Here is a 20351-nt window from a genome sequence, read left to right as displayed (position 1 = left end):
GCGGATTTTGCTGCCGCGCGGCGGGCCTACCGCGAGGGTGCGCGCTGTCTCTCATGAGCGATCGTCACACCAACGGGGCCGGCAATGCCGAGCCGGTCTATGCCGACATCGACGCCGCCACACGGCGCCTGATGATGGCGCTCGATGCGCTCGAGGCTGCGGCCGAGCGGCGGCGCGACGCCGACCGCGACGAGAACGAGCTGGCGAGCCGGATCCAGGCGCTCGGCGCCGATCGCTCGCGGCTCGCCGACGAACTCGACGGTTCGCTGGTGAAGACGCGGCGGCTGGAGCGCGCCAACCGCGAGATATCGGAAAAGCTGGATGCCGCAATCGGCACCATCCGTGCGGTGCTCGATGCCGACGCCGGGGAGAGTGAATGAGTCACATCAACGTCACCATCAACGGCCGGCAGTACCGCATGGCCTGCGAGGAAGGGCAGGAGGTGCGGCTGTTGAAGCTCGCCGAGAGCCTGGAATCGCGGGTCGGAGAGTTGCGCGGCAAGTTCGGCGAAATCGGCGATGCGCGTCTCACCGTGATGGCCGCGCTCACCGTGTGCGACGAACTGCTGGATGCCAACGCGCGCATCCGCGCGCTGGAGGGCGAACTCGAAACCCTGCGCAACGTCCGCACCGCCGCCGCCGACCGCGCCAAGGCAACCCAGGTCGCCGTCGCCAACGCGCTCAACGCCGCCGCCGACCGCATCGAAAAAACCACGCAGGTCATCAACCGCACCATCGGCAGCGGCGTCGCGATCGGGTGAGACCGAGCGTTGGCGCTGGTTTCTTTTCCCTCCCCTGGAGGGCCCTCCAGGGGAGGGTGAAGTGAAGCGCAATCTAAGGGCGATCGCAACTGTACCCATTACCGCTGGCGGATTCGATGCTGAGCGCTTACATTGGCTTCGCGAAGCTGCGTCGTGCGTCAGGAGCCATATATCCCCGGGGCCTTATCGATCCTTTAGGGAACTGTCCCTGGCCGGGTCCGTGGATCCGGACATATGGTGCCCACCTACTTTCGTAGGGAACTCCGGGATCGAGTGCTTCAACGGCGTTCGCGGCCTCGCACTTTCGTTTTGTGTTGCTTGCGACCTCGTCCTACCCGCGCACGTCCCGTCATACCCCGCGCATGCGGGGTATCCAGTACGCCGCGGCGTCTCGGTTGAATCACTGAAGTCTCTGGAATACTGGATCACCCGCCTTTCGCCTTCGCTCGTTGAGCTTCGGTGGACAGGTCGCGGGTGATGACAGCGGAAAGATACTGCATGACGGCGACCCTGTCGAAAGCCGACCTCCGCGCTGCAGCTCTGGCGAAACGCGATGCGTTGAACGACGAACAGCGCGCGGCTGCGGCGCAGGCGATGGCGAAGCGCGGCCTGCCGTTCGAAATCGATCCAGGGCTCGTCGTATCAGGATATTCGCCGATCCGCAGCGAGATCGATCCCGCGCCCCTGATGCGCAAGCTCGCCGAGCAGGGCGCAAAGCTCGCACTGCCGGCGGTGCTGTCGCGCGGCAAATCGCTGGCGTTTCGCGCATGGTCGCCCGATGACCGGTTGATGATGGGGCCGCTCGGCATTCTCGAACCGTCGCCGGCGGCCGCCGAACTCGTGCCCGATATCATGCTGGTGCCGCTGGCGGCGTTCGATCGCGCCGGCCACCGCATCGGCTATGGCGCCGGACATTACGATTTCACGCTCGCCCACTTGCGCAAGGCGAAGGCCATTACGGCTGTCGGCACCGCCTTTTCCGTGCAGGAAATAAGAGCCGTTCCCGCAGCTCCGCACGACGTGGCGCTGGATTATGTGCTAACGGAAAAGAAAGTGTTCGATTTCCGGAGCTGAACTTTGCGTATTCTCTTCGTTGGTGACGTGGTCGGTCGCGCTGGGCGCACCGCGGTCGCGGCATATCTACCCGGCATGATCAGGGACTGGGCGCTCGACCTCGTCGTCGTCAATGGCGAGAATTCTGCCGGCGGGTTCGGCATCACCGAGGCGGTCTATCAGGAATTGCTCGACGCCGGGGCGGATGCCATCACGCTCGGCAATCACGCCTGGGATCAGCGCGAGGCGCTGGTGTTCATCGAGCGCGCGCCGAAACTGGTCCGGCCCGCGAACTATCCAAAGGGCACGCCGGGCCGTGGAGCGGCGCTGGTCGATACCAAGAACGGCAAGCGCGCGCTCGTTATCAACGCGATCGGCCGCATCTTCATGACGCCGTTCGACGATCCCTTCGCGGTGCTCAATCAGGAACTCGAGGCCTGTCCGCTGCGCGAAGCCGCGGATGCGATCGTGGTCGATTTCCATGGCGAGGCGACGAGCGAGAAACAAGGCATCGGCTATTTCTGCGATGGCCGCGCCAGCCTTGTCGTCGGCACGCACACCCATGTGCCGACCGCCGACCATCAGATCCTCGCCGGCGGCACCGCCTACATGACAGACGCCGGCATGACCGGCGATTATGATTCCATCATCGGCATGCAGAAGGAAGAGCCGCTGCGGCGCTTTACGACGGGTATTCCATCAGCCCGTTTCGAGCCGGCCGCAGGCGCGGCGACACTCAGCGGTGTTGCGGTCGAGACCGATGATTTAACCGGTCTCGCGCTGCGTGTTGCGCCGGTGCGTGCCGGCGGCAGACTCGAGCCGGCTGTGCCGGCTTTTTGGGCGTGAGGCCGCGCGGCGTTCAATTGAATTGAACCACCTTGTCGAGCGTAATCGGCAGGTCGCGCACGCGCTTTCCCGTCGCATGATAGACCGCGTTGGCGATCGCCGCCGCCACGCCGACAATGCCGATCTCGCCGAGGCCCTTGATACCGAGCGGGTTGACGATCTCGTCCGGCTCGTCGACGAAGATCACCTTGATGTCGTGCACGTCGGCATTCACGGGCACATGGTATTCGGCGATATTGGCGTTCATGACGCGTCCGAAGCGATGGTCGAACAGCGTTTCCTCGTGCAGCGCCATGCCGATTCCCCAGACCACGCCACCCATGACCTGGCTGTGGGCGGTCTTCGGGTTGAGGATGCGGCCCGCGGCGACGGCATTGACCACACGGGTCACGCGGATCGCGCCAAGCTGTTCGTCCACCTTGACCTCCGCGAAGATGGCCGAGTGGACGTTGCGCGCGTGAGACTTGTCTTCGGCAACCTTGTTGGCTTCCTCGCGCGTGATGCGATCGGCGTTGCCGGACTGCATCGCGCTGGCAATCGAGACCGCGCGGGTCGCATCCCGCTTGCTGACGATCTTGCCGTCGATCACCGCGACGTCGGCCTCGCCGGTGCCTGCCAGCGGCGAATCCTTCATGCCGATTGCAAGCTTCAGCAAGTCGCCGCGAACCGCACGGGCGGTATTGGCAATCGCGTTGCACACCGAGGACGCGATCCACGAGCCGCCTTCGAGCGGACATTGCGGCAGCGTGGAATCGCCGAGCTTGACGCTGATATTGTCGATCGGCAGGCCGAGCATGTCGGCCGCGACCTGCGCCATGATCGTATATGTTCCGGTGCCGATATCGGAGGCCGCGGTCGCGACTTCCGCATGGCCGTTCGCCGTCAGCACGATGCGCACCGTGGCCGGCATCTGCAGCGCTTCCCACACGCCTGATGCCATGCCCCAGCCGACCAGGTCGTTGCCCTCGCGCATGGAGCGCGGCTCCGCTTCGCGCTTGTCCCAGCCGAACGCCGCCGCGCCCTGCCGGTAACACTCACGCAGTTGCTTGCTGGTATAGGGAATATCCGTACCTTGATCGCGGTCGGAATAGCATTGCAGCCGCAACTGCACCGGGTCCATCTTGAGCGCGACGGCGAGTTCGTCCATCGCGCATTCGAGCGCGTAGACGCCGGTCGCAGCCCCCGGTGCGCGCATGTCGCAGGACGTCGGCACGTCGAGCATCACGAGCTTGTGCTCGAATTTCGCGTTGGGACTCTTGTAAAGCAGATTGCCCCAGCCGGTATCGTTGCGCGCGAATTCCTCGAACTGCGAGGTCACGGCGATGGCCTCGTGCGTCATCGCGTCGAGCGTGCCGTCGCTGTTGGCGCCGAGCGCAAGGCGCTCGATGGTCGCGGGCCGGTGGCCGAGGGCGTACATCTGTGCCCGGCTGAGCATGACGCGAACCGGACGTTTGAGCGCGCGCGCCGCCAGCACAGCCAGAACAACCTGATATTGCGGGCGCAGGCCGGAGCCGAAGCCACCGCCCATATACGGCGACATGACGCGAACCGCGTCCGGCTTCATCTTGAACACGCCGCAGAGATATTGCTGCACGTTCTGCACGCCCTGCGTCTTGTCGTAGACGGTGAGCCGGCCGTCTTCCCAGATCGCGGTCGAGGCAAACAGCTCCATCGGGTTGTGATGCTCGGTCGGAATGAAATATTCGGCCGCGTGACGCAGGGCGGCGGACGCGAATGCCTTTTCGGCATCGCCGCGCGGCTTCTCCGGCGCGTCGATGGCAAACGCCCTGCTGCGCTCTGCGTGCAAGTCGGTGACGTGCGGCTCCTTCTGGTACTCGACTTTCACCATTGAGGCGGCGACGCGCGCGGTTTCCCAATCCTCGGCCAGTACCAGCGCGAGCGGTTGTCCGCTGAAAAGGACGATGTCGTCATAGAGCGGGCGATAGGGTGAGCCTTTTTCCGTCGCTACTTCGTCCTTGTACGCGTCGTCCTTGTCGGCCATCTGCGGCCGATTCCGATGGGTCAGCACGTCGATCACGCCGTCAACCTCCAGCGCCCCGCTGGTGTCGATGCGCACGATCCGCCCCTTCGGAATCGTCGATTCGACAACATAGCCATGGACGAGGCCGGGGACGTTGAACTCGCCGGCATATTTGGCTTCGCCGGTGACCTTGGCCCTGCCGTCGACGCGGGATGTCGCCGATCCGATATAGGCTGCCATGGCACTCACCGTATTTTCTTGTCGGAGGTCGACTGCGGCGTGCCCTGCGCGGCCTGGCCGAGCGTTCGTATGATGGCGCGCCGCGCCAGGCCGATCTTGAAGTTGTTGTGACCGTAGCCTTTGGCGCCGTGCAGCAACCAATCCGCGGCCTTCGCAAATGCGGTCGCGTCAGTGCGTTGTCCGAGCAGGGCCGCTTCGGCCGCGGTACTGCGCCATGGCTTGTGTGCAACGCCGCCGAGCGCCAGGCGGGCTTCCTTAATCGTGTCGCCGTCGAGTTCGAGCGCTGCTGCCACCGATACCAGCGCGAACGCGTACGACAGACGATCGCGAATCTTCAGGTAGGAATAGTTCGCGCTAAACCCTTTCGGCGGAAGCTCGATGGCCGTGATGATCTCATCGGGCTCCAGATTGGTGTCGCGCTGCGGCGTGTTGCCGGGCAGGCGATGGAAATCCGCAAACGCAATGGTGCGCTTCCCGGCCGGACCTGTGACATGCACGGTGGCTTCGAGCGCCGCGAGTGCCACGCACATGTCGGAAGGATGCGTGGCGATGCAGGCCTCGCTCGTTCCGAGGATCGCATTGATGCGGTTGACGCCATCGATCGCCGAGCAGCCGCTACCCGGCTCACGTTTGTTGCACGGCGTCGCCGTGTCGTAATAGTAGAAGCAGCGCGTCCGCTGCAGCAGGTTGCCGCCGGTCGAGGCCATGTTGCGCAACTGCTGCGACGCGCCTGATAGTATCGCGCGCGAGAGCAGTGGATAGCGCCCTTCGATCAGGGGGTGGTAGGCGAGGTCGGTGTTCGGCACCATCGCGCCGATCAGAACGCCGCCGGCGGAGGTTGGTTCGACGCCCCTGAGCGGCAAGTGCGAAATATCGATCAGCCGGCTTGGTCCCTCGACATCATATTTGATCAGGTCGATCAGGTTGGTGCCGCCCGCGATGAATTTTGCGGAAGGGTCGGTGGCAATCTGCTTGATGGCGTCGGCGACGTCGTTTGCGCGCGCATATTGAAACGGGGTCATGATCGCTCCATCGCCTGCTGGATCGCCGCCACGATGTTCGGATAGGCGCCGCAGCGGCAGATGTTGCCGCTCATGAGTTCGCGAATCTCGTCGGCCGTTTTGGCCTTGCCCTCGGCGATCAGCCCGGCGGCCGAGCAGATCTGTCCCGACGTGCAGTAGCCGCACTGAAATGCATCGTGATCGATGAAGGCCTGCTGCAGCGGATGCAACTCGCCGTCGTGTGCAAGGCCCTCGATGGTGACTATTTCGGCGCCTTGCTTCATCACCGCCAGCGTCAGGCAGGAATTGATCCGTCGCCCGTCGACCAGAACGGTGCACGCGCCGCATTGTCCGTGGTCGCAACCCTTCTTGGTGCCCGTCAGGTCGAGATGATCGCGTAGCGCGTCGAGTAACGTCGTCCACGGGGCGGCCGTCAGTTCCATACGGTTGCCGTTGACGGTCAGCCTGATCGGAATTTTCTCCGGCACGGTGGCCATCCGCGTTACACGCTTTGCTGTGCCAGATCGGGCCATTTTTGACCTCCGCCTGCTTGATCTCCGCCTGCCTATCTCCGCCTGCCTTGGCTGGTGCGCGTGGGGTCGCGCGGGACTGGGGGAGCCGTCAGCCGCGGTTCCAACCCTGGCTATCAACGAGTTCGAACAAGGAAGGTTCAGGGCGAAAGCGCGATAGGCGCATCCGCTTCACGGCACGCTTTTCAGGCAGCCATCGGCGCAATGGCGCGAAACGGCGCATGCAATTTGATGCAATATGCGCGGTGAGGGCGAGTGTGGTTACAGCCGGTAGGCCGTGCGGAAGCCGCCCCAGTGGCGGCCCTTGACGCGGATCGGCACGTCGATCTCGCGCATCATCACGGTGTTGCCGTTGCCCATGTCGCGGGCGTAGCTCTGGATCAGATAGGCGCGCTGATTGCGCCCGGCGGCGAGCCCGGCCGGATCGTTGAAGATGCGGCGGTTGCGGCTGTTGGCGGTATTCCAGGTGACGTCGCCCGGCCGCTGCGGGTGCGAATAGATCTTGTTGTGCACCGGCAAATAGCCGTTGGTGTCGATCATCGCGCAGAACGCCATCCGTTTGTCCCTGGCAAGGAACGCTTCCTGGAACGGCGGCAGCGCGCGATCGGCCCAGTCCAGGATTTTGGTGCGGTATTGCACCGGGTTGCTGCCGGCTATCTCGACATAGTTGGTGTCGAACATGTCTTCCATCGAGATGGCGCCGCTATCGATACCGTTCTCGAAAATCTTCTTCAGTGCTGCGCCGGCTTCCATCGCGCGGGTGACCGCTTCGGTGTTGTCGTCCTGAATCGACCACAGCTTGTCTTCGATCTTCTCGGTCAGCGCGGCATTCGACCGCTCGAACCGGGCCTGCGTGCCGGCCTTCGAGCGCTCACTGACGCGAATGCGACAAGCGCCGATGTCCTGCAGCGTTGCCTCAAAACTCTGGCCCTGCGCGAGCCTTTCGGCGTCCGGTCCGCTGACCAGGATGCCGTCGATCGAAATCTCGTAGACCGGCGCCGATATCACGCCATGCGGGGTCTTTATTTCGATCTTGAGGCTGCAAGGTAGCTTTTGCTGTTCGCGGCGCTCTGGGCGCTCGCCTTGCCGCAACAGCACCGCGCAACGCGCCTTGAGCTTCTGCGCAAAGGTGGTGACGGCGCGTCCGGCCTTGGCGACGCTTTCGCCATGGGCCTCGGCTTCCTTGGTGGCGCTGTCGATTTCGGCGGCGCTGGCGCCGACGGAAGCGATGAAGCTCGAAGCGGAGGCCGCATTGTCGGCCATCTCGCCGGTGGTCGCGCTCTGCTCGGCGACCGCGCCGTTGACGTTCTCGAACACCGGGCGGATCGCCTCGATCGCCTGCGTGATGCGATGCACGGCATCGACGGAGCCCGCGGCATCCCGCTGCAGCGCCTCGATCTTCTTGGTGATTTCCTCTGTCGCGTTCTGGGTCTGTACCGCGAGCGCCTTTACTTCGGTGGCGACCACGGCAAAACCGCGTCCGGCTTCGCCGGCGCGTGCGGCCTCGATGGTGGAATTGAGCGCCAAGAGTGTGGTCTGCCGCGCGATCTGCGCGATCAGGTTGACCACGTTGCCGATCGCTGCCGATGATTCCCTCAGGCGGTCGACATTGGCGCCGGCTTCGCGGGCGGCCTCGCTGGCCTGGTCGGCGAGCTTGCCGGCGTCGCGCACTTGGGAGCCGATCCCTTGCGCCGATTGGGTGAACTTATCGGCGGCGTGCGAAAATGTCGTCGCCGTGTCCTGTGCAGCGCTGGTGCGGCTCGTCAGGGCGCCGGTGCGCTGGCGAATGGTGGTGAGCGTCGCAGCGGTCGCCTCGGCGCCGCCGGCGACCGAATTGGCCGCGCGCTCGAGCTGGCGGATCATCGCGCCGAGTTCGAGTTCCAGAAGTTCGAGGATCGCCCTGGCCGACTCGCCATCGCCAGAGCCGGCCTCCGTCACGGCGGCGGCTGGCTGAGCCGCCGTCTGAGCCTTGGGCCGGACGGCAGGCAAGACCGGTTCCGGCACCCGCTTTTTGAACAAACCGAAGGCCATGACGTCTCTTAAAAGTTGAGCATCGGTGCGAAATCCTCTCATCCGAGCATGAAATCATGGTTAACAACTGCCTGATATTTCGGCGCGCGGCAGTACCGGCATACCCGGATGGGCTGTAAATCTTTGATTTCGGCCAGTTGTCGGCCTATAAGGCCGCGCTTCACCCCCTACATCCCCGGGACGAATCCAAGAGACTCCGCATGGCCGGTCATTCCCAATTCAAGAACATCATGCACCGCAAGGGCCGGCAGGATGCGCAGAAGTCCAAGCTGTTCAGCAAGCTGGCCCGCGAAATCACGGTCGCCGCCAAGCTTGGAACGCCGGACCCGGCGATGAACCCCCGGTTGCGCGCGGCCGTGATCGCGGCGCGCCAGGAAAACATGCCGAAGGACAATATCGAGCGCGCCATCAAGAAGGCGATCGGCGGTGAGAGCGAGAGCTATGACGAGATCCGCTACGAAGGCTACGGCCCTGGCGGCGTCGCCATCATCGTCGAGGCGCTGACGGACAACCGCAACCGCGCCGCCTCCGACATCCGCTCCTACTTCACCAAGTCCGGCGGCAATCTCGGTGAAACCGGCTCGGTCGCTTTCATGTTCGACCGCACCGGCATCATCGAATACGATGCCAGCAAGGCCTCCGACGACGCGATGCTGGAAGCCGCGATCGAGGCCGGCGCCGACGACGTCGTATCCAGCGAAAGCGGCCACGAGATCTACGCCTCGCAGGAAACCTTTCGCGAGGTTGCGAAAGCGCTGGAAGCCAAGTTCGGCGAAGCCCGCAAGGCAGCGCTGACCTGGAAGCCGCAGAACACGGTCGCTGTCGACGATGAGACCGGCGAGAAGCTGTTGAAGCTGATGGATCTCTTGAACGAGCACGACGACGTGCAGAACGTCTACGCCAATTTCGAAGTCTCCGACGCGCTGGTCGCCAAGATGGGCGGGTAGGCTGTCGTCCCTGCGAACGCAGGGACCCATACGCCGCGGCTTCTCCGTAGCGTGATGGGATAGTTACTTCGTGAAACAATCAAAGCCGGTGGCTATGGGTCCCTGCGTTCGCAGGGACGACGATGGTTCGACGATTAAGGCGCATTAACCCTCCGGCACGACAGCCCGCATCCAGGGGATTTCCGTTCTCTTTATGTTTCGTTCATCCGGCTCTGGCGTTATCACTACGCCATGACATCCCCACCGATTCGCCACCCCGTCCGGATTATCGGCATCGACCCCGGCCTGCGCCGCACCGGCTGGGGCGTGATCGAGACCGAGGGCAACCGGCTCGTCTTCGTCGGCTGCGGCTCGGTGGAGCCGCCGGACAACCTGCCCATAGCGAGCCGCCTGCTCGCGATCCATGAGGGGCTCGCCGCCGTGCTCGGCGATTTCAGGCCGGCGGAAGCCGCGGTGGAGCAGACTTTTGTCAACAAGGACGGCGTGGCGACGCTGAAGCTCGGCCAGGCCCGCGGCGTCGCCATGTTGGCGCCCGCGATGTTCGGCATATCGGTTGCGGAATATGCGCCCAACCAGGTCAAGAAAACCGTGGTCGGCGCCGGCCACGCCGACAAGAACCAGATCGCGGTGATGCTGAAGATATTGCTGCCGAAGGCCGAACCGAAATCCGCCGACGCCGCCGACGCGCTGGCGATCGCCATCACCCATGCCCACCACCGCCAGAGCGCGGCGCTGCGGATGAAAGTGGCGAGCGCATGATGAGCCGTGGCCATGTAATGCCAAGTGAGGAGAGCACACTCATCAGGCTCCCTCCCCCCTTGCGGGGGAGGGTTGGGGAGAGGGGTAAGCCCCGGGCTCCGATCAAAGTCGTGCGGCGACAATCCATCAACGAACGCCGCAAGATGATGAGTGAGGATGCGAGTGCTTCGCCTCAGACAACTGAGCAAGCGGCACCCCTCTCCCTAACCCTCCCCCGCAAGGGGGGAGGGAACCCGTCCGCTAGTGCGCCCCTCGCTAACGTTGGGTCCACCATCGCGAGCGAGTTGCCCCAATGATAGGCAAACTCAAAGGCCTGATCGATTCTTACGGCGAGGATTACGTGATCCTCGATGTCGGCGGCGTCGGCTATCAGGTGCATTGTTCCTCGCGCACGCTGCAGGCGCTGCCGTCGCCCGGTGAGGCTGCGGTGCTGTCGATCGAGACCTATGTCCGCGAGGATCAGATAAAACTGTTCGGCTTCCGCACCGATACCGAGCGCGAGTGGTTTCGCCTGCTGCAGACCGTGCAGGGCGTCGGCGCCAAGGTCGCGCTCGCCGTGCTGTCGACGCTGCCGCCGGCTGAACTCGCCAATGCGATTGCGCTGCGCGACAAGGCCGCGGTGTCGCGCACACCCGGCGTCGGGCCAAAGGTCGCCGAGCGCATCGTCTCTGAATTGAAGGACAAGGCGCCCGCGTTCGCCAATGTCGATCCCGCCGTGGTGCATCTCGCCGGCGCCATCGACAGCCACCGCGCGCCGCGCCCGGTCACCGACGCGATCTCGGCTTTGGTCAATCTCGGCTACGGCCAGCCGCAGGCCGCCGCCGCCATCGCCGCCGCCTCGCGCAGCGCGGGCGAGAATGCCGAGACGGCCCAACTGATCCGGCTGGGCCTGAAGGAACTGGCGAAATAGGCTATGTTCGCCACTGACTGTCGAAGGAATGCGTTGCTGCCATGTTGAGCGAGAAAGACCAGGAACTAATTGCCGCCGCGATTGACGCAATCAGGCCGCGTTATCGCAACAAGTGGCAGGAGGTCGGCGCTGCGATGCGCACCCGCGACGGCCGCATCGTCACCGGTGTGAATATCGATGCCTATATTGGTCGGATCGCCGTCTGCGCGGAGGCGATCGCCATTGGGCGCGCCATCACCGAAACCGGCGATCGCGGCATCGAGACCATCGTCGCCGTGCGCCATCCGAAGCCGGACGAGCCCGGCAGTATCGCCGTGGTATCGCCCTGCGGCATCTGTCGCGAATTGATCCACGATTACGATGCGAAGGCGCGGGTCATCGTTCCCGACAATGGCCGCGAGCCGAAGGTCGTCACCATCGGCGAGCTTTTGCCCAACAAGTACCGGAGGGGCAACGGGTGAACACCCCCTCCCGCATCGTCACGCCCGAGCGCCGGTCCGACGATGTCGGCGACACCGCGCTGCGTCCGCAATTGCTGTCCGAGTTCGTCGGCCAGGCGCAGGCGCGCAAGAATCTCTCAATCTTCATCGAGGCCGCGCGAAAGCGTGGCGAGGCGCTGGACCACGTGCTGTTCGTCGGGCCTCCCGGCCTCGGCAAGACCACGCTGGCGCAGATCGTCGCGCGCGAGCTCGGCGTAGGATTTCGTGCCACTTCCGGTCCCGTCATCGCCAAGGCCGGCGATCTCGCCGCACTGCTCACCAATCTCGAAGAGCGCGACGTGCTGTTCATCGACGAAATCCATCGCCTCAGCCCGGCCGTCGAGGAGGTGCTGTACCCTGCGATGGAGGATTTTCAGCTCGACCTCATCATCGGCGAGGGGCCGGCGGCGCGTTCGGTGAAGATCGATCTCGCAAAGTTCACTCTTGTCGGCGCCACGACGCGCGCAGGGCTGTTGACCAATCCGCTGCGCGACCGCTTCGGCATTCCGATCCGGCTGAACTTCTACACCGAGGAAGAGCTGGAGAAGATCGTCAGCCGCGGCGCCCGCGTGCTCAACATCGGCATGACGCCTGACGGGGCCAACGAGATCGCGCGCCGCGCCCGCGGCACGCCGCGTATCGCCGGCCGCCTGCTGCGCCGCGTACGCGATTTTGCATCCGCAGCCGACGCCAGCTCGGTCGACCGCGCCATCGCCGACCACGCGCTGAGCGCACTGGAAGTCGATGCCGCCGGCCTGGACGCCATGGACCGGCGCTATCTCACGACCATTGCGCTGAACTACGGCGGCGGCCCGGTCGGCGTCGAGACCATGGCGGCCGCGTTGTCCGAACCACGCGATGCAATCGAGGACATCATCGAGCCGTTCCTGATCCAGTGCGGCTATTTGCAGCGCACCCCGCGCGGCAGGCTCCTGACCTCGCACGCCTTCCGCCACCTGGGGCTTGCAGAGCCCGCACGCGATCCCGCCCAGTTCGGCCTGTTCGGCAATGGCGATAGCGACGACTGAGCGTTCGAATCCAATCCTTCCAGCGGTGCACGAAGGGCAAAATAGCCCGTGCGCCCCCGATGAACTGAAGGCGTGGCTGGACGCGCTGGCGGGGCAGAATCGCTGGTGAGAAGCTGCTGGAGGTCTGCTAACGTTCTGCACAAACGCACCCCAATTCGGGCCCAATCCGCCACCATGTTGGCGCTGCATCACGATTGGATCACATGTTAACACGCCGTCATTTCTTGAAGTCCATGGGTGGCCTGGGCGCGCTGGGCGCCTCAACCACCGCCTACGGTTTCAGCGCGCCGGTCGTCCGGCTTCGCGTCGAGCGGTACAATATCTCGCCGCCGCAATGGCCTGAAGGTCTCGAGCTCAGGATCGCCGCCATCGCCGACCTCCACGCCTGCGATCCCTGGATGTCGCTCGATCATATCGGTGAGATCGTCGAACGCACCAATGCGCTCAAGCCTGACATCGTTGTCATGCTCGGCGACTACGTGGCCGGACATCGCAAGGTGACGCGCTTCATTCCCGACGCCGAATGGGCGGGAGCGTTGGCCGGACTGAAGGCGTCGCTCGGTGTGCATGCGGTGCTCGGCAATCACGACTGGTGGGAAGACAAGGAAGTGCAGCGCAACGGGCAGGGGCTGCCGAGCGCGGGCCGTGCGCTGGAAGCGGTCGGTATCCCGGTGTACGAAAACGACGCGAAGAAGCTCAGCAAGAATGGTCACTCGTTCTGGCTCGCCGGTCTCGGTGACCAGCTCGCCTATGTGCCGGCGCGCCGCTTCAGGCCGCTCAAGCGGATCGGCGTCGACGATCTCGGCGCGACGCTGGCGAAGATCACCGACGACGCGCCCGTGGTTCTGATGGCGCATGAGCCTGACGTCGCGCGGCGCGTGCCCTCGCGCGTTGCGCTGCAGCTCTCCGGACACACCCATGGCGGCCAGGTGCGAATGCTGGGCTGGTCGCCGATCTCGCCGTCCGGCCAGCAGCTCGCCTACGGCCACATCAAGATGAACTGCGACGTCGTCGTCTCCGGCGGCCTCGGCTGCAGCATCATGCCGTTCCGCCTTGGGGTGCCCCCGGAAATCGTGCTGGTGACGCTGGGGGCGGGGCGGCCGGCGGTGGCGTAGTTTTGCTGCTCAACGTAACAGTTGCGCCATCTGTGCATTCGGTACCAAAGCTGTTACTTTGGACCTTATGGATTCATCCGCTGAACAAGCTAGGAAGTTCGCTGTGCTCAAGAGCCTTATCGAAGAGGGTATGGCTGACGTGGAGGCGGGGCGTGTTGTGCCTTGGGATCTGAAAGAGTTTCTCAGGCTGGCTCGCGAGCAAGTAAATCATTTGAAATGATTCCCTCCCTCGACGGCGAGATCCGCGACGGCCGCCATCACATGCAGGTCCGTGTCTATTACGAGGACACTGATTTTTCCGGCATCGTCTACCACGCCAATTACCTGCGTTTCATGGAGCGCGGCCGCACCAATCATCTGCGGCTGATGGGCGCCTCGCAGCATGCGCTGTTCGAGCAGGCGCAGGAGGAGACACCGGGCTTTGCGTTCGTGGTGCGCTCGATGCAGCTCGACTTCCTGCGGCCGGCGCGGATGGATGACGTCCTCGACGTGGTGACATGGCCAGTTGCTGTGAAGGGCGCTTCCATCACGCTGGCACAGGAGGTGCGGCGAGGTGAGGATGTCCTCATCAAGGCCGCGGTGCGCGTTGCCTTCATCAGCGAGGGACGGGCGAAGCCGATCCCGAAATCGCTGCGGTTGTTGATGAAGGCCGATCTGGCGCCGGAGTAAACCTTCGGATTGACTCTCTGTACCGATCGGTACAATGTCTCGGGGTTAGCAATCCGGAGAAAACCTCATGTCGCGTCCGCCGCTGCCGCCCTTCACCCGCGAAACCGCAGCCCAGAAGGCGCGCATGGCCGAGGACGCCTGGAATTCGCGCGATCCGGTCCGGGTATCGCTGGCCTATACCGAGGACAGCCGCTGGCGTAACCGCGCCGAATTCTTCCAGGGCCGCGAGGCGATCGTCGAATTCCTCACCCGCAAATGGGCGAAGGAGCATGACTACCGCCTGATCAAGGATCTCTGGGCGTTCGATCAGAACCGCATTGCCGTGCGCTTCCAGTATGAGTGGCACGACGATGCCGGGCAGTGGCATCGCTCCTACGGCAACGAGCAGTGGGAGTTCGACGAACACGGCCTGATGCGGCGGCGCGAGGCCAGCATCAACGATATCGCCATCAAGGAAAGCGAGCGTCGCTTCCATTGGCCGGCCCCGGGTCCGCGCCCGGCGGATGTCGCGGGACTGAGCGAGAACCCGCTATGATCAGATGCTGAAAAGAGGTGTCGAACGTGGAGAGGTACTGCGCGCGCTCGGCGAGGTGTTTCGCGCGCATGGCTACGAGGGCGCCTCGCTGACGCTGATCACGGAGGCTACCGGGCTCGGCAAGGGCAGCCTCTATCATCTGTTCCCCGGCGGCAAGGAGCAGATGGCCGCCGAGGTGCTGGCCGAGATCGATGGCTGGTTCGAACTTCATATCTTCGCCCCCTTGCGCACCGCCGACGATCCCGCGCGCGCCATCGCTGCGATGATCGCTGGCGTCGATCAATATTTCCACTCGGGCGATCGCGTCTGCCTGGTCGGCATGGTGGCGCTCGGCTCGGCGCGCGACAGTTTTGCCGAAGCGGTCGATGGCTATTTCGCGCGCTGGCAAACGGCGCTGGCGCAGCTCTTGCGGCGATCCGGGCTCACGAACAGCCAGGCGCAGCGGCGCGCCGAGGATGCGTTGCTCACCATTCAGGGCGCGCTCGTGCTGGCACGGGCGCGGGGCGACGCCAAAGTTTTTCGTCGCGCGTTGAGCGATCTGACGAAGCGGCTGCTGGCGCCGCCGGCGTGACGGCTTATCGTCTGCGTTCCCCGGATGCTGCGCAGCGCGCTCGGGATCGCGCTTCGCGCGACTCCGGCGGTGCGCTGCTGTTCCGGGGTCCACTGCATGCCGTGAAATAGGTCCCGGCTCTGCGGTGCATCACCAAGGGGGTGCTGCACCGCGTCCGGGACACGACGGCGCCCTACGCCGCTGCCTTATGCCGCGCCAGCTCGGCCTTGTAGAGTTCGAACTCCTCGGCGACCGCCTTTGCAATGCTCGGGCGGGCGCGCAGCCGCTCGTGATAGGCCTTCACTGCCGGCCACTTCGCCAGTTCGATCGGCGGCGTCGCCATCGTCCAGTTGATGATGGTGACGAGATAGGCATCCGCGACGCTGAAGTGATCGAGCAGGAATTCGCGGCCCTTCAGGTAGTTCTCGAGATAGTCGAGCCGCGACATATTCTTGTTCAGTGCATAAGTCTTTGCGTCCTGCGGCGCCGTTTTGTCGAGCAGCGGCACGAACAGCGCCTTGTGCAGTTCGGTGCCGATGAAGCACAGCCATTGATGCAGGCGGCTGCGCTCCTCAGCGGAGTTGGCCGAGATGCCAGCGCCCGGAAAGCGGTCGGCGACATATTGCAGGATCGCCGCGTTCTCCGTCAGCACGGTCCCGTCGTCGGTGCGCAGCGTCGGCACCAGCCCGAGCGGGTTGACGGTGCGGAAATCCGAGCCGTCCTTCTGCACCACCTTGGTCTTGGGATCGACTTCGAGATAGTTGGCATCGACGCCGGCTTCATACAGCGCGATCCGGGTCGCCAGCGAGCAGGCGAGCGGCGAGAAATACAGGTCCATGATTTGCCTCCTTGGCGGTTTGATCAATCGGCCGGCGTTCAAGGCGGGCAGGATTGATTTTTATACTGTTCCGCATAATATAAAGCCGGTCAAGGAATTCTTTGCGAAATGGTACAAAAAAGGAAGAAGCCTCCGGTCCCCCGGATCGATGCCCCAATCCCGCCCAAGCGGCGGGGCCGCCCGCGCGCCTATGAGCCGGGCGTGGCGCTCGGCAAGGCGCTCGACCTGTTTCGGAGGGACGGTTTTGCGGCCACTTCGCTCGACGATCTCTCCGCCGCCACCGGCATGAACCGGCCGAGCCTCTATGGCGCGTTCGGCGACAAGCGCGAACTCTTCATCAAGAGCTACCGTCGCTATCGCGACGACGCGCGGGTCGCGATGGGGGACATCTTCCGGAACGAGCTGCCGATCCGAAAACGCCTCGAACGCATCTACGCGGTGGCGCTCGACATCTATCTGTCCGGCGAATCCGGTCCGCGCGGGTGCTTCACCGTGATGACCGCAGCCTCCGAGGCCGTGCATGACCCCGATATCCGCGCGATGGTGCTGGAAGGCTTTGCCGAACTCGACAAGGCATTTGCCACCTGTTTCCGGCTCGCCCAGGAAAAGGGCGAGCTACAGGCGAGCGCCGACGCGACCGTGCTGGCGCAACTTGCCTCCGCCACCATTCACACCATCGCCATCCGCGCCCGCGCTCAGGTGCCGCGCAAGGAACTGGAGGCGATCGTCAACGGTGCGATCGACGTGATGGTCGGGGCGGCGAAATAACTCTCTCCGTCGTCCCTGCGAACGCAGGGACTTTTGAGTGGCGCGATCTTAGCGACCTGATTGTTTGAGATCGGTCGACACTCTATCGGTCGCCCCTGCGGACGCAGGGGCCCATAACCACTGCGCTTCGTCGTTGAAGCAAAGCCGTCTCGCCTGGTGCCATTTCCGCGGGCCGCGGCGTATGGGTCCCTGCGTTCGCAGGGACGACGACATCGTCAATACCCCCGCTTTCGATCCACCACATTCTCCAGCGCGCCGCCTTCCTCAAACCGCGCGATCTGCTGCGCGACATATTTCGATATCTCGTCGGGATCGGTGTCGGCGGCATTGTGCGGGGTCAGCACCACCTTTGGATGGGTCCAGAACCGGCTGTCGGCGGGCAGCGGCTCGGTGGCATAGACGTCGAGCGAGCCGCCGCCGAGCGTGCCGTCATCGAGGCATTGCAAAATGTCGGCCTCGTTCTGCAGGCCGCCGCGGCCGGCGTTGATCACGACCGGCGCGCCGAGCGGGCTCGTGCGATTCAGTTTCTCAAACAGCCCGCGATTGAGAATGTGCCGCGTCTCCGGCGTCAGCGGCAGGAGGCATACCAGAATGTCGGTGCGCCGCAGGAATGCCTCGAGCTGCGCTTCGCCGTGAAAGCATTCGATGCCCTCGATCGTTCGCGGGCTGCGGCTCCAGCCTGCGACACGAAAGCCCAGCCGCCGCAGCACGTCGGCGGCGTCAGTGCCGAGCGTACCCAGCCCCATGATACCGACCGTAATTGCGCCCGCCGCCCATTGCGATTTCGGCGCCCAACGCTTTTCGCGCTGCGACTCGCGCAAGTACGGCTCCTGCCGGTGGTGCATCAGGACATGCAGCACGACATATTCGGTCATCCGCGCGGTGAGGTCGCCGACCGCGACGCGCACCAGCGGCACGTCAGGCAATGAGCGATCGGCCATCAGCGCATCGACGCCCGCGCCGAGATTGAAGATGACACGCAGGTTGGGGAAGGCGGCAAGCTCGCCCGGATGCGGCTTCCACACCGCCGCGTAATGCACCTCCGCTGGATCGAACGACGCATCCGGCAACAGTAGCACGGACCGCCCAGCGCAAACCTCGTCGAACCGGCTCTTCCAGCGCTGCGGCGACCAGTTTTCGGTCCCGCCATGCACCAGCAGCGCAAGCGCACCCTTCGTCATTGCCATTCCTTTCGCGTCGCCAACCCGGCGTGACCCGCCTCACATCGCGGACCGAGGTGCTTCTCTAGCCTCCTTTCATCCGACAAGGGAGACCTTGCATGCCCAATCTGCTGGTGATCCGCAAACTCGTCATCGTGGCGGTGATGGTCCGGCTGGCGCTCGCCAGCCAGAACAATTACCGCGACTGTGGGCCAGCCAGAGTCGGGGCCGTCGGATGAAAACGCTCAGGTGCATCGTTCTCATTCTCGGTGTGTGCAGCCTTTGTTCCAAGGCGGCCATTCATGCCTACAGGCATTTCAATCCACCACCGCCGCCGATTGTAGGTCCCTGACGGCAGGCAGGGCATTTTCAAAATTTCTTCGACGCGCCTGTCGGCTCCGGGCATAATCGTTCGTCATCAAGACAACGGAGATGCTTGAGCCTCATGCTGTACGCCATTCTTTGCTATCACGATGAAGACACCGTCGGTTCCTGGACCAAGGAACAGGACGCCGCGGTCATGAAGAAATTGTCCGTTGTGCAGGACAAATTGACCAAACAGGGCCGGCTCGGCCCGGTCGCGCGTCTGTTGCCGACCACGGCGGCGACCACGCTGCGCAAGGACGATCCGCCGCTGGTGCTGGACGGCCCCTATGCCGAAACCAAGGAACAGTTGCTCGGCTTCTATCTCGTCGACTGCAAGGACCTCGACGAGGCGCTCGGCGTCGCCCGAGATCTCGGCGCGGCCAATCCCGGCGGCGCCTACGAGATCCGTCCCGTCGGCCACTTCACGGCGGGGAGCGTGCAGCCATGACCGATACTGCCTGGATCGATGCCGCACTGACTTCGGCTCGCCCCCAGGCGGTCGGCGCGCTGCTGCGCTATTTCCGTAACCTCGATACCGCCGAGGAAGCTTTTCAGAACGCCTGCCTGCGCGCGCTGAAGAGCTGGCCGCAAAACGGCCCGCCGCGCGATCCGGCGGCGTGGCTGATCATGGTCGGGCGCAATGTCGCGATCGACGACATCAGGCGCGGCAAGAAGCAGACGGCGCTGCCCGAGGATGAGGCGATCTCCGACCTCGACGACGCCGAGGAGGAGCTTGCCGAGCGGCTCGACGGCTCGCATTACCGCGACGACATCCTGCGGCTGTTGTTCATCTGTTGCCATCCGGACCTGCCGGCGACGCAGCAGATCGCGCTCGCGCTGCGCATCGTCTCGGGTCTCTCGGTCAAACAGATCGCGCGCGCCTTCCTGGTCTCGGAAGCTGCGATGGAGCAGCGCATCACCCGCGCGAAGGCGCGCGTCGCCGATGCCAACGTGCCGTTCGAAGCGCCGGGCGCAGCGGAGCGCTCCGAGCGCCTCGCTTCCGTCGCCGCCATGATCTACCTGATTTTCAACGAGGGCTACTCGGCCTCTGGCGACACCGCCGAGATTCGCGCGCCCTTGTGCGAAGAGGCCATTCGCCTGGCGCGGCTGCTGCTGCGGCTGTTCCAGAGCGAGCCCGAGATCATGGGGTTGACCGCGCTGTTGCTGCTGCAGCATGCGCGGGCTGATGCGCGGTTCGATGCCGATGGCGCCGTGATCCTGCTCGACGACCAGGACCGTTCGAAATGGAACAAGGCTCTGATCGCCGAGGGGCTGGCGCTGATCGACAAGGCGATGCGCCATCGCCGCAGTGGCCCCTATCAGGTCCAGGCCGCGATCGCCGCCCTGCATGCCCGCGCCGAGAAGCCCGAGGATACCGACTGGACCCAGATCGACCTGCTCTATGGCGCGCTGGAGATCATGCAGCCGTCGCCGGTGGTGACCTTGAACCGTGCGGTCGCGGTGTCCAAGGTGAAAGGGCCGGAAGCCGCGCTCGACATGATCGAGCCCTTAGCGGCGCGGCTGTCGAACTATTTTCATTTCTTCGGCGTGCGCGGCGCCTTCCTGATGCAGCTCGGCCGCAACGACGAGGCCCGCGTGGCCTTCGACCGCGCCATTGCGCTCGCCAACACCTCGGCCGAAGCCGCCCACATCCGCATGCACCTCGACCGCCTGCAGCGCGACAGCCAGCCCCGCGGCAAAAAGGCAGGGAAGTAGGGCATTCCTCCGGGGAATTGTTAACGGTTCAACAATTACTCCTGGAAGCGTCCAACCCTCATCGGCGGG

22 protein-coding genes and 1 other RNA gene are annotated in these 20351 nt (G+C 64.4%); 17 read left to right on the top strand and 6 right to left on the bottom strand.

Annotated elements, in window-relative coordinates; translation table 11 throughout:
• The first annotated feature begins 53 nt into the window (after positions 1–53).
• The 5 genes from V1273_RS30710 to V1273_RS30690 all read left to right on the top strand — a co-directional run bounded on the left by V1273_RS30710 (position 54) and on the right by V1273_RS30690 (position 2659).
• Positions 54–380 carry a DUF4164 domain-containing protein gene (locus V1273_RS30710; protein ID WP_334365110.1) on the top strand — a complete coding sequence of 109 codons (327 nt, stop codon included), beginning with the start codon at positions 54–56 and terminating at the stop codon, positions 378–380.
• Complete coding sequence (locus tag V1273_RS30705) at positions 377–760, top strand: cell division protein ZapA (RefSeq protein WP_028349229.1); 384 nt, start codon at positions 377–379, stop codon at positions 758–760. Before V1273_RS30710 ends, V1273_RS30705 begins: the two co-directional genes overlap by 4 nt.
• Positions 761–900: 140 nt before the next feature.
• A non-coding RNA gene (gene ssrS, locus V1273_RS30700) (6S RNA) lies at positions 901–1061 on the top strand.
• A 197-nt stretch (positions 1062–1258) separates the two neighbouring features.
• Positions 1259–1834, top strand: a complete 576-nt coding sequence (locus V1273_RS30695) for a 5-formyltetrahydrofolate cyclo-ligase (protein WP_334380136.1) — start codon at positions 1259–1261, stop codon at positions 1832–1834.
• A gap of 3 nt (positions 1835–1837) precedes the next feature.
• Entirely contained in the window at positions 1838–2659 is an 822-nt protein-coding gene (locus V1273_RS30690; protein WP_334365108.1) for a TIGR00282 family metallophosphoesterase, read from the top strand.
• Positions 2660–2672: 13 nt separating this feature from the next.
• Here the strand turns inward: V1273_RS30690 and V1273_RS30685 are convergent, their stop codons facing one another.
• The 4 genes from V1273_RS30685 to V1273_RS30670 form a co-directional block, all read right to left on the bottom strand.
• Complete coding sequence (locus V1273_RS30685; protein ID WP_334411809.1) at positions 2673–4880, bottom strand: xanthine dehydrogenase family protein molybdopterin-binding subunit; 2208 nt, start codon at positions 4878–4880, stop codon at positions 2673–2675.
• Between the two features lie 5 nt (positions 4881–4885).
• Positions 4886–5902, bottom strand: coding sequence for an FAD binding domain-containing protein (locus V1273_RS30680; RefSeq protein WP_334365107.1), 1017 nt, complete (start codon positions 5900–5902; stop codon positions 4886–4888).
• Complete coding sequence (locus V1273_RS30675; RefSeq protein WP_442894174.1) at positions 5899–6378, bottom strand: (2Fe-2S)-binding protein; 480 nt, start codon at positions 6376–6378, stop codon at positions 5899–5901. The genes V1273_RS30680 and V1273_RS30675 overlap by 4 nt, the downstream gene beginning before the upstream one ends.
• A gap of 294 nt (positions 6379–6672) precedes the next feature.
• Positions 6673–8442, bottom strand: a complete 1770-nt coding sequence (locus tag V1273_RS30670) for a methyl-accepting chemotaxis protein (protein ID WP_334380139.1) — start codon at positions 8440–8442, stop codon at positions 6673–6675.
• A gap of 200 nt (positions 8443–8642) precedes the next feature.
• Between V1273_RS30670 and V1273_RS30665 the strand changes: the two genes are divergently transcribed.
• The 9 genes from V1273_RS30665 (at position 8643) to V1273_RS30625 (ending at position 15455) form a co-directional block, all read left to right on the top strand.
• Complete coding sequence (locus V1273_RS30665) at positions 8643–9389, top strand: YebC/PmpR family DNA-binding transcriptional regulator (protein ID WP_065743088.1); 747 nt, start codon at positions 8643–8645, stop codon at positions 9387–9389.
• Positions 9390–9620: 231 nt separating this feature from the next.
• Positions 9621–10148 carry a crossover junction endodeoxyribonuclease RuvC gene (ruvC, locus tag V1273_RS30660; protein ID WP_334365104.1) on the top strand — a complete coding sequence of 176 codons (528 nt, stop codon included), beginning with the start codon at positions 9621–9623 and terminating at the stop codon, positions 10146–10148.
• A 292-nt stretch (positions 10149–10440) separates the two neighbouring features.
• On the top strand, positions 10441–11058 hold the full coding sequence (ruvA, locus tag V1273_RS30655; protein WP_028349220.1) for a Holliday junction branch migration protein RuvA: 618 nt from the start codon (positions 10441–10443) through the stop codon (positions 11056–11058).
• Positions 11059–11099: 41 nt separating this feature from the next.
• Complete coding sequence (locus V1273_RS30650) at positions 11100–11519, top strand: cytidine deaminase (RefSeq protein ID WP_065726757.1); 420 nt, start codon at positions 11100–11102, stop codon at positions 11517–11519.
• Positions 11516–12565, top strand: a complete 1050-nt coding sequence (ruvB, locus tag V1273_RS30645) for a Holliday junction branch migration DNA helicase RuvB (RefSeq protein ID WP_334365102.1) — start codon at positions 11516–11518, stop codon at positions 12563–12565. The genes V1273_RS30650 and ruvB overlap by 4 nt, the downstream gene beginning before the upstream one ends.
• Positions 12566–12768: 203 nt before the next feature.
• Positions 12769–13680, top strand: coding sequence for a metallophosphoesterase (locus V1273_RS30640; RefSeq protein WP_334365101.1), 912 nt, complete (start codon positions 12769–12771; stop codon positions 13678–13680).
• Between the two features lie 216 nt (positions 13681–13896).
• Positions 13897–14349, top strand: a complete 453-nt coding sequence (gene ybgC / locus V1273_RS30635) for a tol-pal system-associated acyl-CoA thioesterase (RefSeq protein ID WP_334365100.1) — start codon at positions 13897–13899, stop codon at positions 14347–14349.
• 67 nt (positions 14350–14416) lie between these two features.
• On the top strand, positions 14417–14884 hold the full coding sequence (locus V1273_RS30630; protein WP_334365099.1) for a nuclear transport factor 2 family protein: 468 nt from the start codon (positions 14417–14419) through the stop codon (positions 14882–14884).
• A gap of 4 nt (positions 14885–14888) precedes the next feature.
• Positions 14889–15455 (top strand): TetR/AcrR family transcriptional regulator, encoded by a 567-nt coding sequence (locus tag V1273_RS30625; RefSeq protein ID WP_334365098.1) that lies wholly within the window; start codon positions 14889–14891, stop codon positions 15453–15455.
• 172 nt (positions 15456–15627) lie between these two features.
• On the opposite strand, the gene V1273_RS30620 is transcribed toward V1273_RS30625, so the two are convergent.
• On the bottom strand, positions 15628–16272 hold the full coding sequence (locus tag V1273_RS30620) for a glutathione binding-like protein (RefSeq protein ID WP_334380143.1): 645 nt from the start codon (positions 16270–16272) through the stop codon (positions 15628–15630).
• Positions 16273–16380: 108 nt separating this feature from the next.
• On the opposite strand from V1273_RS30620, the gene V1273_RS30615 reads away from it, so the two are divergent.
• Positions 16381–17040, top strand: a complete 660-nt coding sequence (locus tag V1273_RS30615) for a TetR/AcrR family transcriptional regulator (RefSeq protein WP_334411807.1) — start codon at positions 16381–16383, stop codon at positions 17038–17040.
• 215 nt (positions 17041–17255) lie between these two features.
• Here V1273_RS30615 and V1273_RS30610 read toward each other — a convergent pair whose 3' ends face one another.
• Positions 17256–18221: a 2-hydroxyacid dehydrogenase gene (locus tag V1273_RS30610; protein WP_334380145.1), complete on the bottom strand. Its 966-nt coding sequence runs from the start codon at positions 18219–18221 to the stop codon at positions 17256–17258.
• Between the two features lie 424 nt (positions 18222–18645).
• Between V1273_RS30610 and V1273_RS30605 the strand changes: the two genes are divergently transcribed.
• On the top strand, positions 18646–19014 hold the full coding sequence (locus V1273_RS30605) for a YciI family protein (protein ID WP_028349210.1): 369 nt from the start codon (positions 18646–18648) through the stop codon (positions 19012–19014).
• The gene (locus tag V1273_RS30600) at positions 19011–20282 is read left to right on the top strand and encodes an RNA polymerase sigma factor (RefSeq protein ID WP_334411806.1); all 1272 of its coding nucleotides are present in this window, start codon (positions 19011–19013) and stop codon (positions 20280–20282) included. The genes V1273_RS30605 and V1273_RS30600 overlap by 4 nt, the downstream gene beginning before the upstream one ends.
• Positions 20283–20351 lie beyond the last annotated feature (69 nt).

The organism is Bradyrhizobium sp. AZCC 1721 (assembly GCF_036924715.1).
Classification (GTDB): domain Bacteria; phylum Pseudomonadota; class Alphaproteobacteria; order Rhizobiales; family Xanthobacteraceae; genus Bradyrhizobium.
Note: the sequence above shows the minus strand (reverse complement) of the source record. Positions and strands in the feature narration are given on the sequence as shown.

Coding starts and splice junctions, on each gene's coding strand:
- V1273_RS30630 (WP_334365099.1), top strand. CDS start 14,417: ATGTCGCGTCCGCCGCTGCCGCCCTTCACCCGCGAAACCGCAGCCCAG.
- V1273_RS30695 (WP_334380136.1), top strand. CDS start 1,259: ATGACGGCGACCCTGTCGAAAGCCGACCTCCGCGCTGCAGCTCTGGCG.
- V1273_RS30625 (WP_334365098.1), top strand. CDS start 14,889: ATGCTGAAAAGAGGTGTCGAACGTGGAGAGGTACTGCGCGCGCTCGGC.
- V1273_RS30600 (WP_334411806.1), top strand. CDS start 19,011: ATGACCGATACTGCCTGGATCGATGCCGCACTGACTTCGGCTCGCCCC.
- V1273_RS30605 (WP_028349210.1), top strand. CDS start 18,646: ATGCTGTACGCCATTCTTTGCTATCACGATGAAGACACCGTCGGTTCC.
- ruvA (WP_028349220.1), top strand. CDS start 10,441: ATGATAGGCAAACTCAAAGGCCTGATCGATTCTTACGGCGAGGATTAC.
- V1273_RS30650 (WP_065726757.1), top strand. CDS start 11,100: ATGTTGAGCGAGAAAGACCAGGAACTAATTGCCGCCGCGATTGACGCA.
- ybgC (WP_334365100.1), top strand. CDS start 13,897: ATGATTCCCTCCCTCGACGGCGAGATCCGCGACGGCCGCCATCACATG.
- ruvC (WP_334365104.1), top strand. CDS start 9,621: ATGACATCCCCACCGATTCGCCACCCCGTCCGGATTATCGGCATCGAC.
- V1273_RS30705 (WP_028349229.1), top strand. CDS start 377: ATGAGTCACATCAACGTCACCATCAACGGCCGGCAGTACCGCATGGCC.
- V1273_RS30670 (WP_334380139.1), bottom strand. CDS start 8,442: ATGGCCTTCGGTTTGTTCAAAAAGCGGGTGCCGGAACCGGTCTTGCCT.
- V1273_RS30680 (WP_334365107.1), bottom strand. CDS start 5,902: ATGACCCCGTTTCAATATGCGCGCGCAAACGACGTCGCCGACGCCATC.
- V1273_RS30615 (WP_334411807.1), top strand. CDS start 16,381: ATGGTACAAAAAAGGAAGAAGCCTCCGGTCCCCCGGATCGATGCCCCA.
- V1273_RS30675 (WP_442894174.1), bottom strand. CDS start 6,378: ATGGCCACCGTGCCGGAGAAAATTCCGATCAGGCTGACCGTCAACGGC.
- V1273_RS30710 (WP_334365110.1), top strand. CDS start 54: ATGAGCGATCGTCACACCAACGGGGCCGGCAATGCCGAGCCGGTCTAT.
- V1273_RS30620 (WP_334380143.1), bottom strand. CDS start 16,272: ATGGACCTGTATTTCTCGCCGCTCGCCTGCTCGCTGGCGACCCGGATC.
- V1273_RS30610 (WP_334380145.1), bottom strand. CDS start 18,221: ATGACGAAGGGTGCGCTTGCGCTGCTGGTGCATGGCGGGACCGAAAAC.
- V1273_RS30665 (WP_065743088.1), top strand. CDS start 8,643: ATGGCCGGTCATTCCCAATTCAAGAACATCATGCACCGCAAGGGCCGG.
- V1273_RS30640 (WP_334365101.1), top strand. CDS start 12,769: ATGTTAACACGCCGTCATTTCTTGAAGTCCATGGGTGGCCTGGGCGCG.
- V1273_RS30685 (WP_334411809.1), bottom strand. CDS start 4,880: ATGGCAGCCTATATCGGATCGGCGACATCCCGCGTCGACGGCAGGGCC.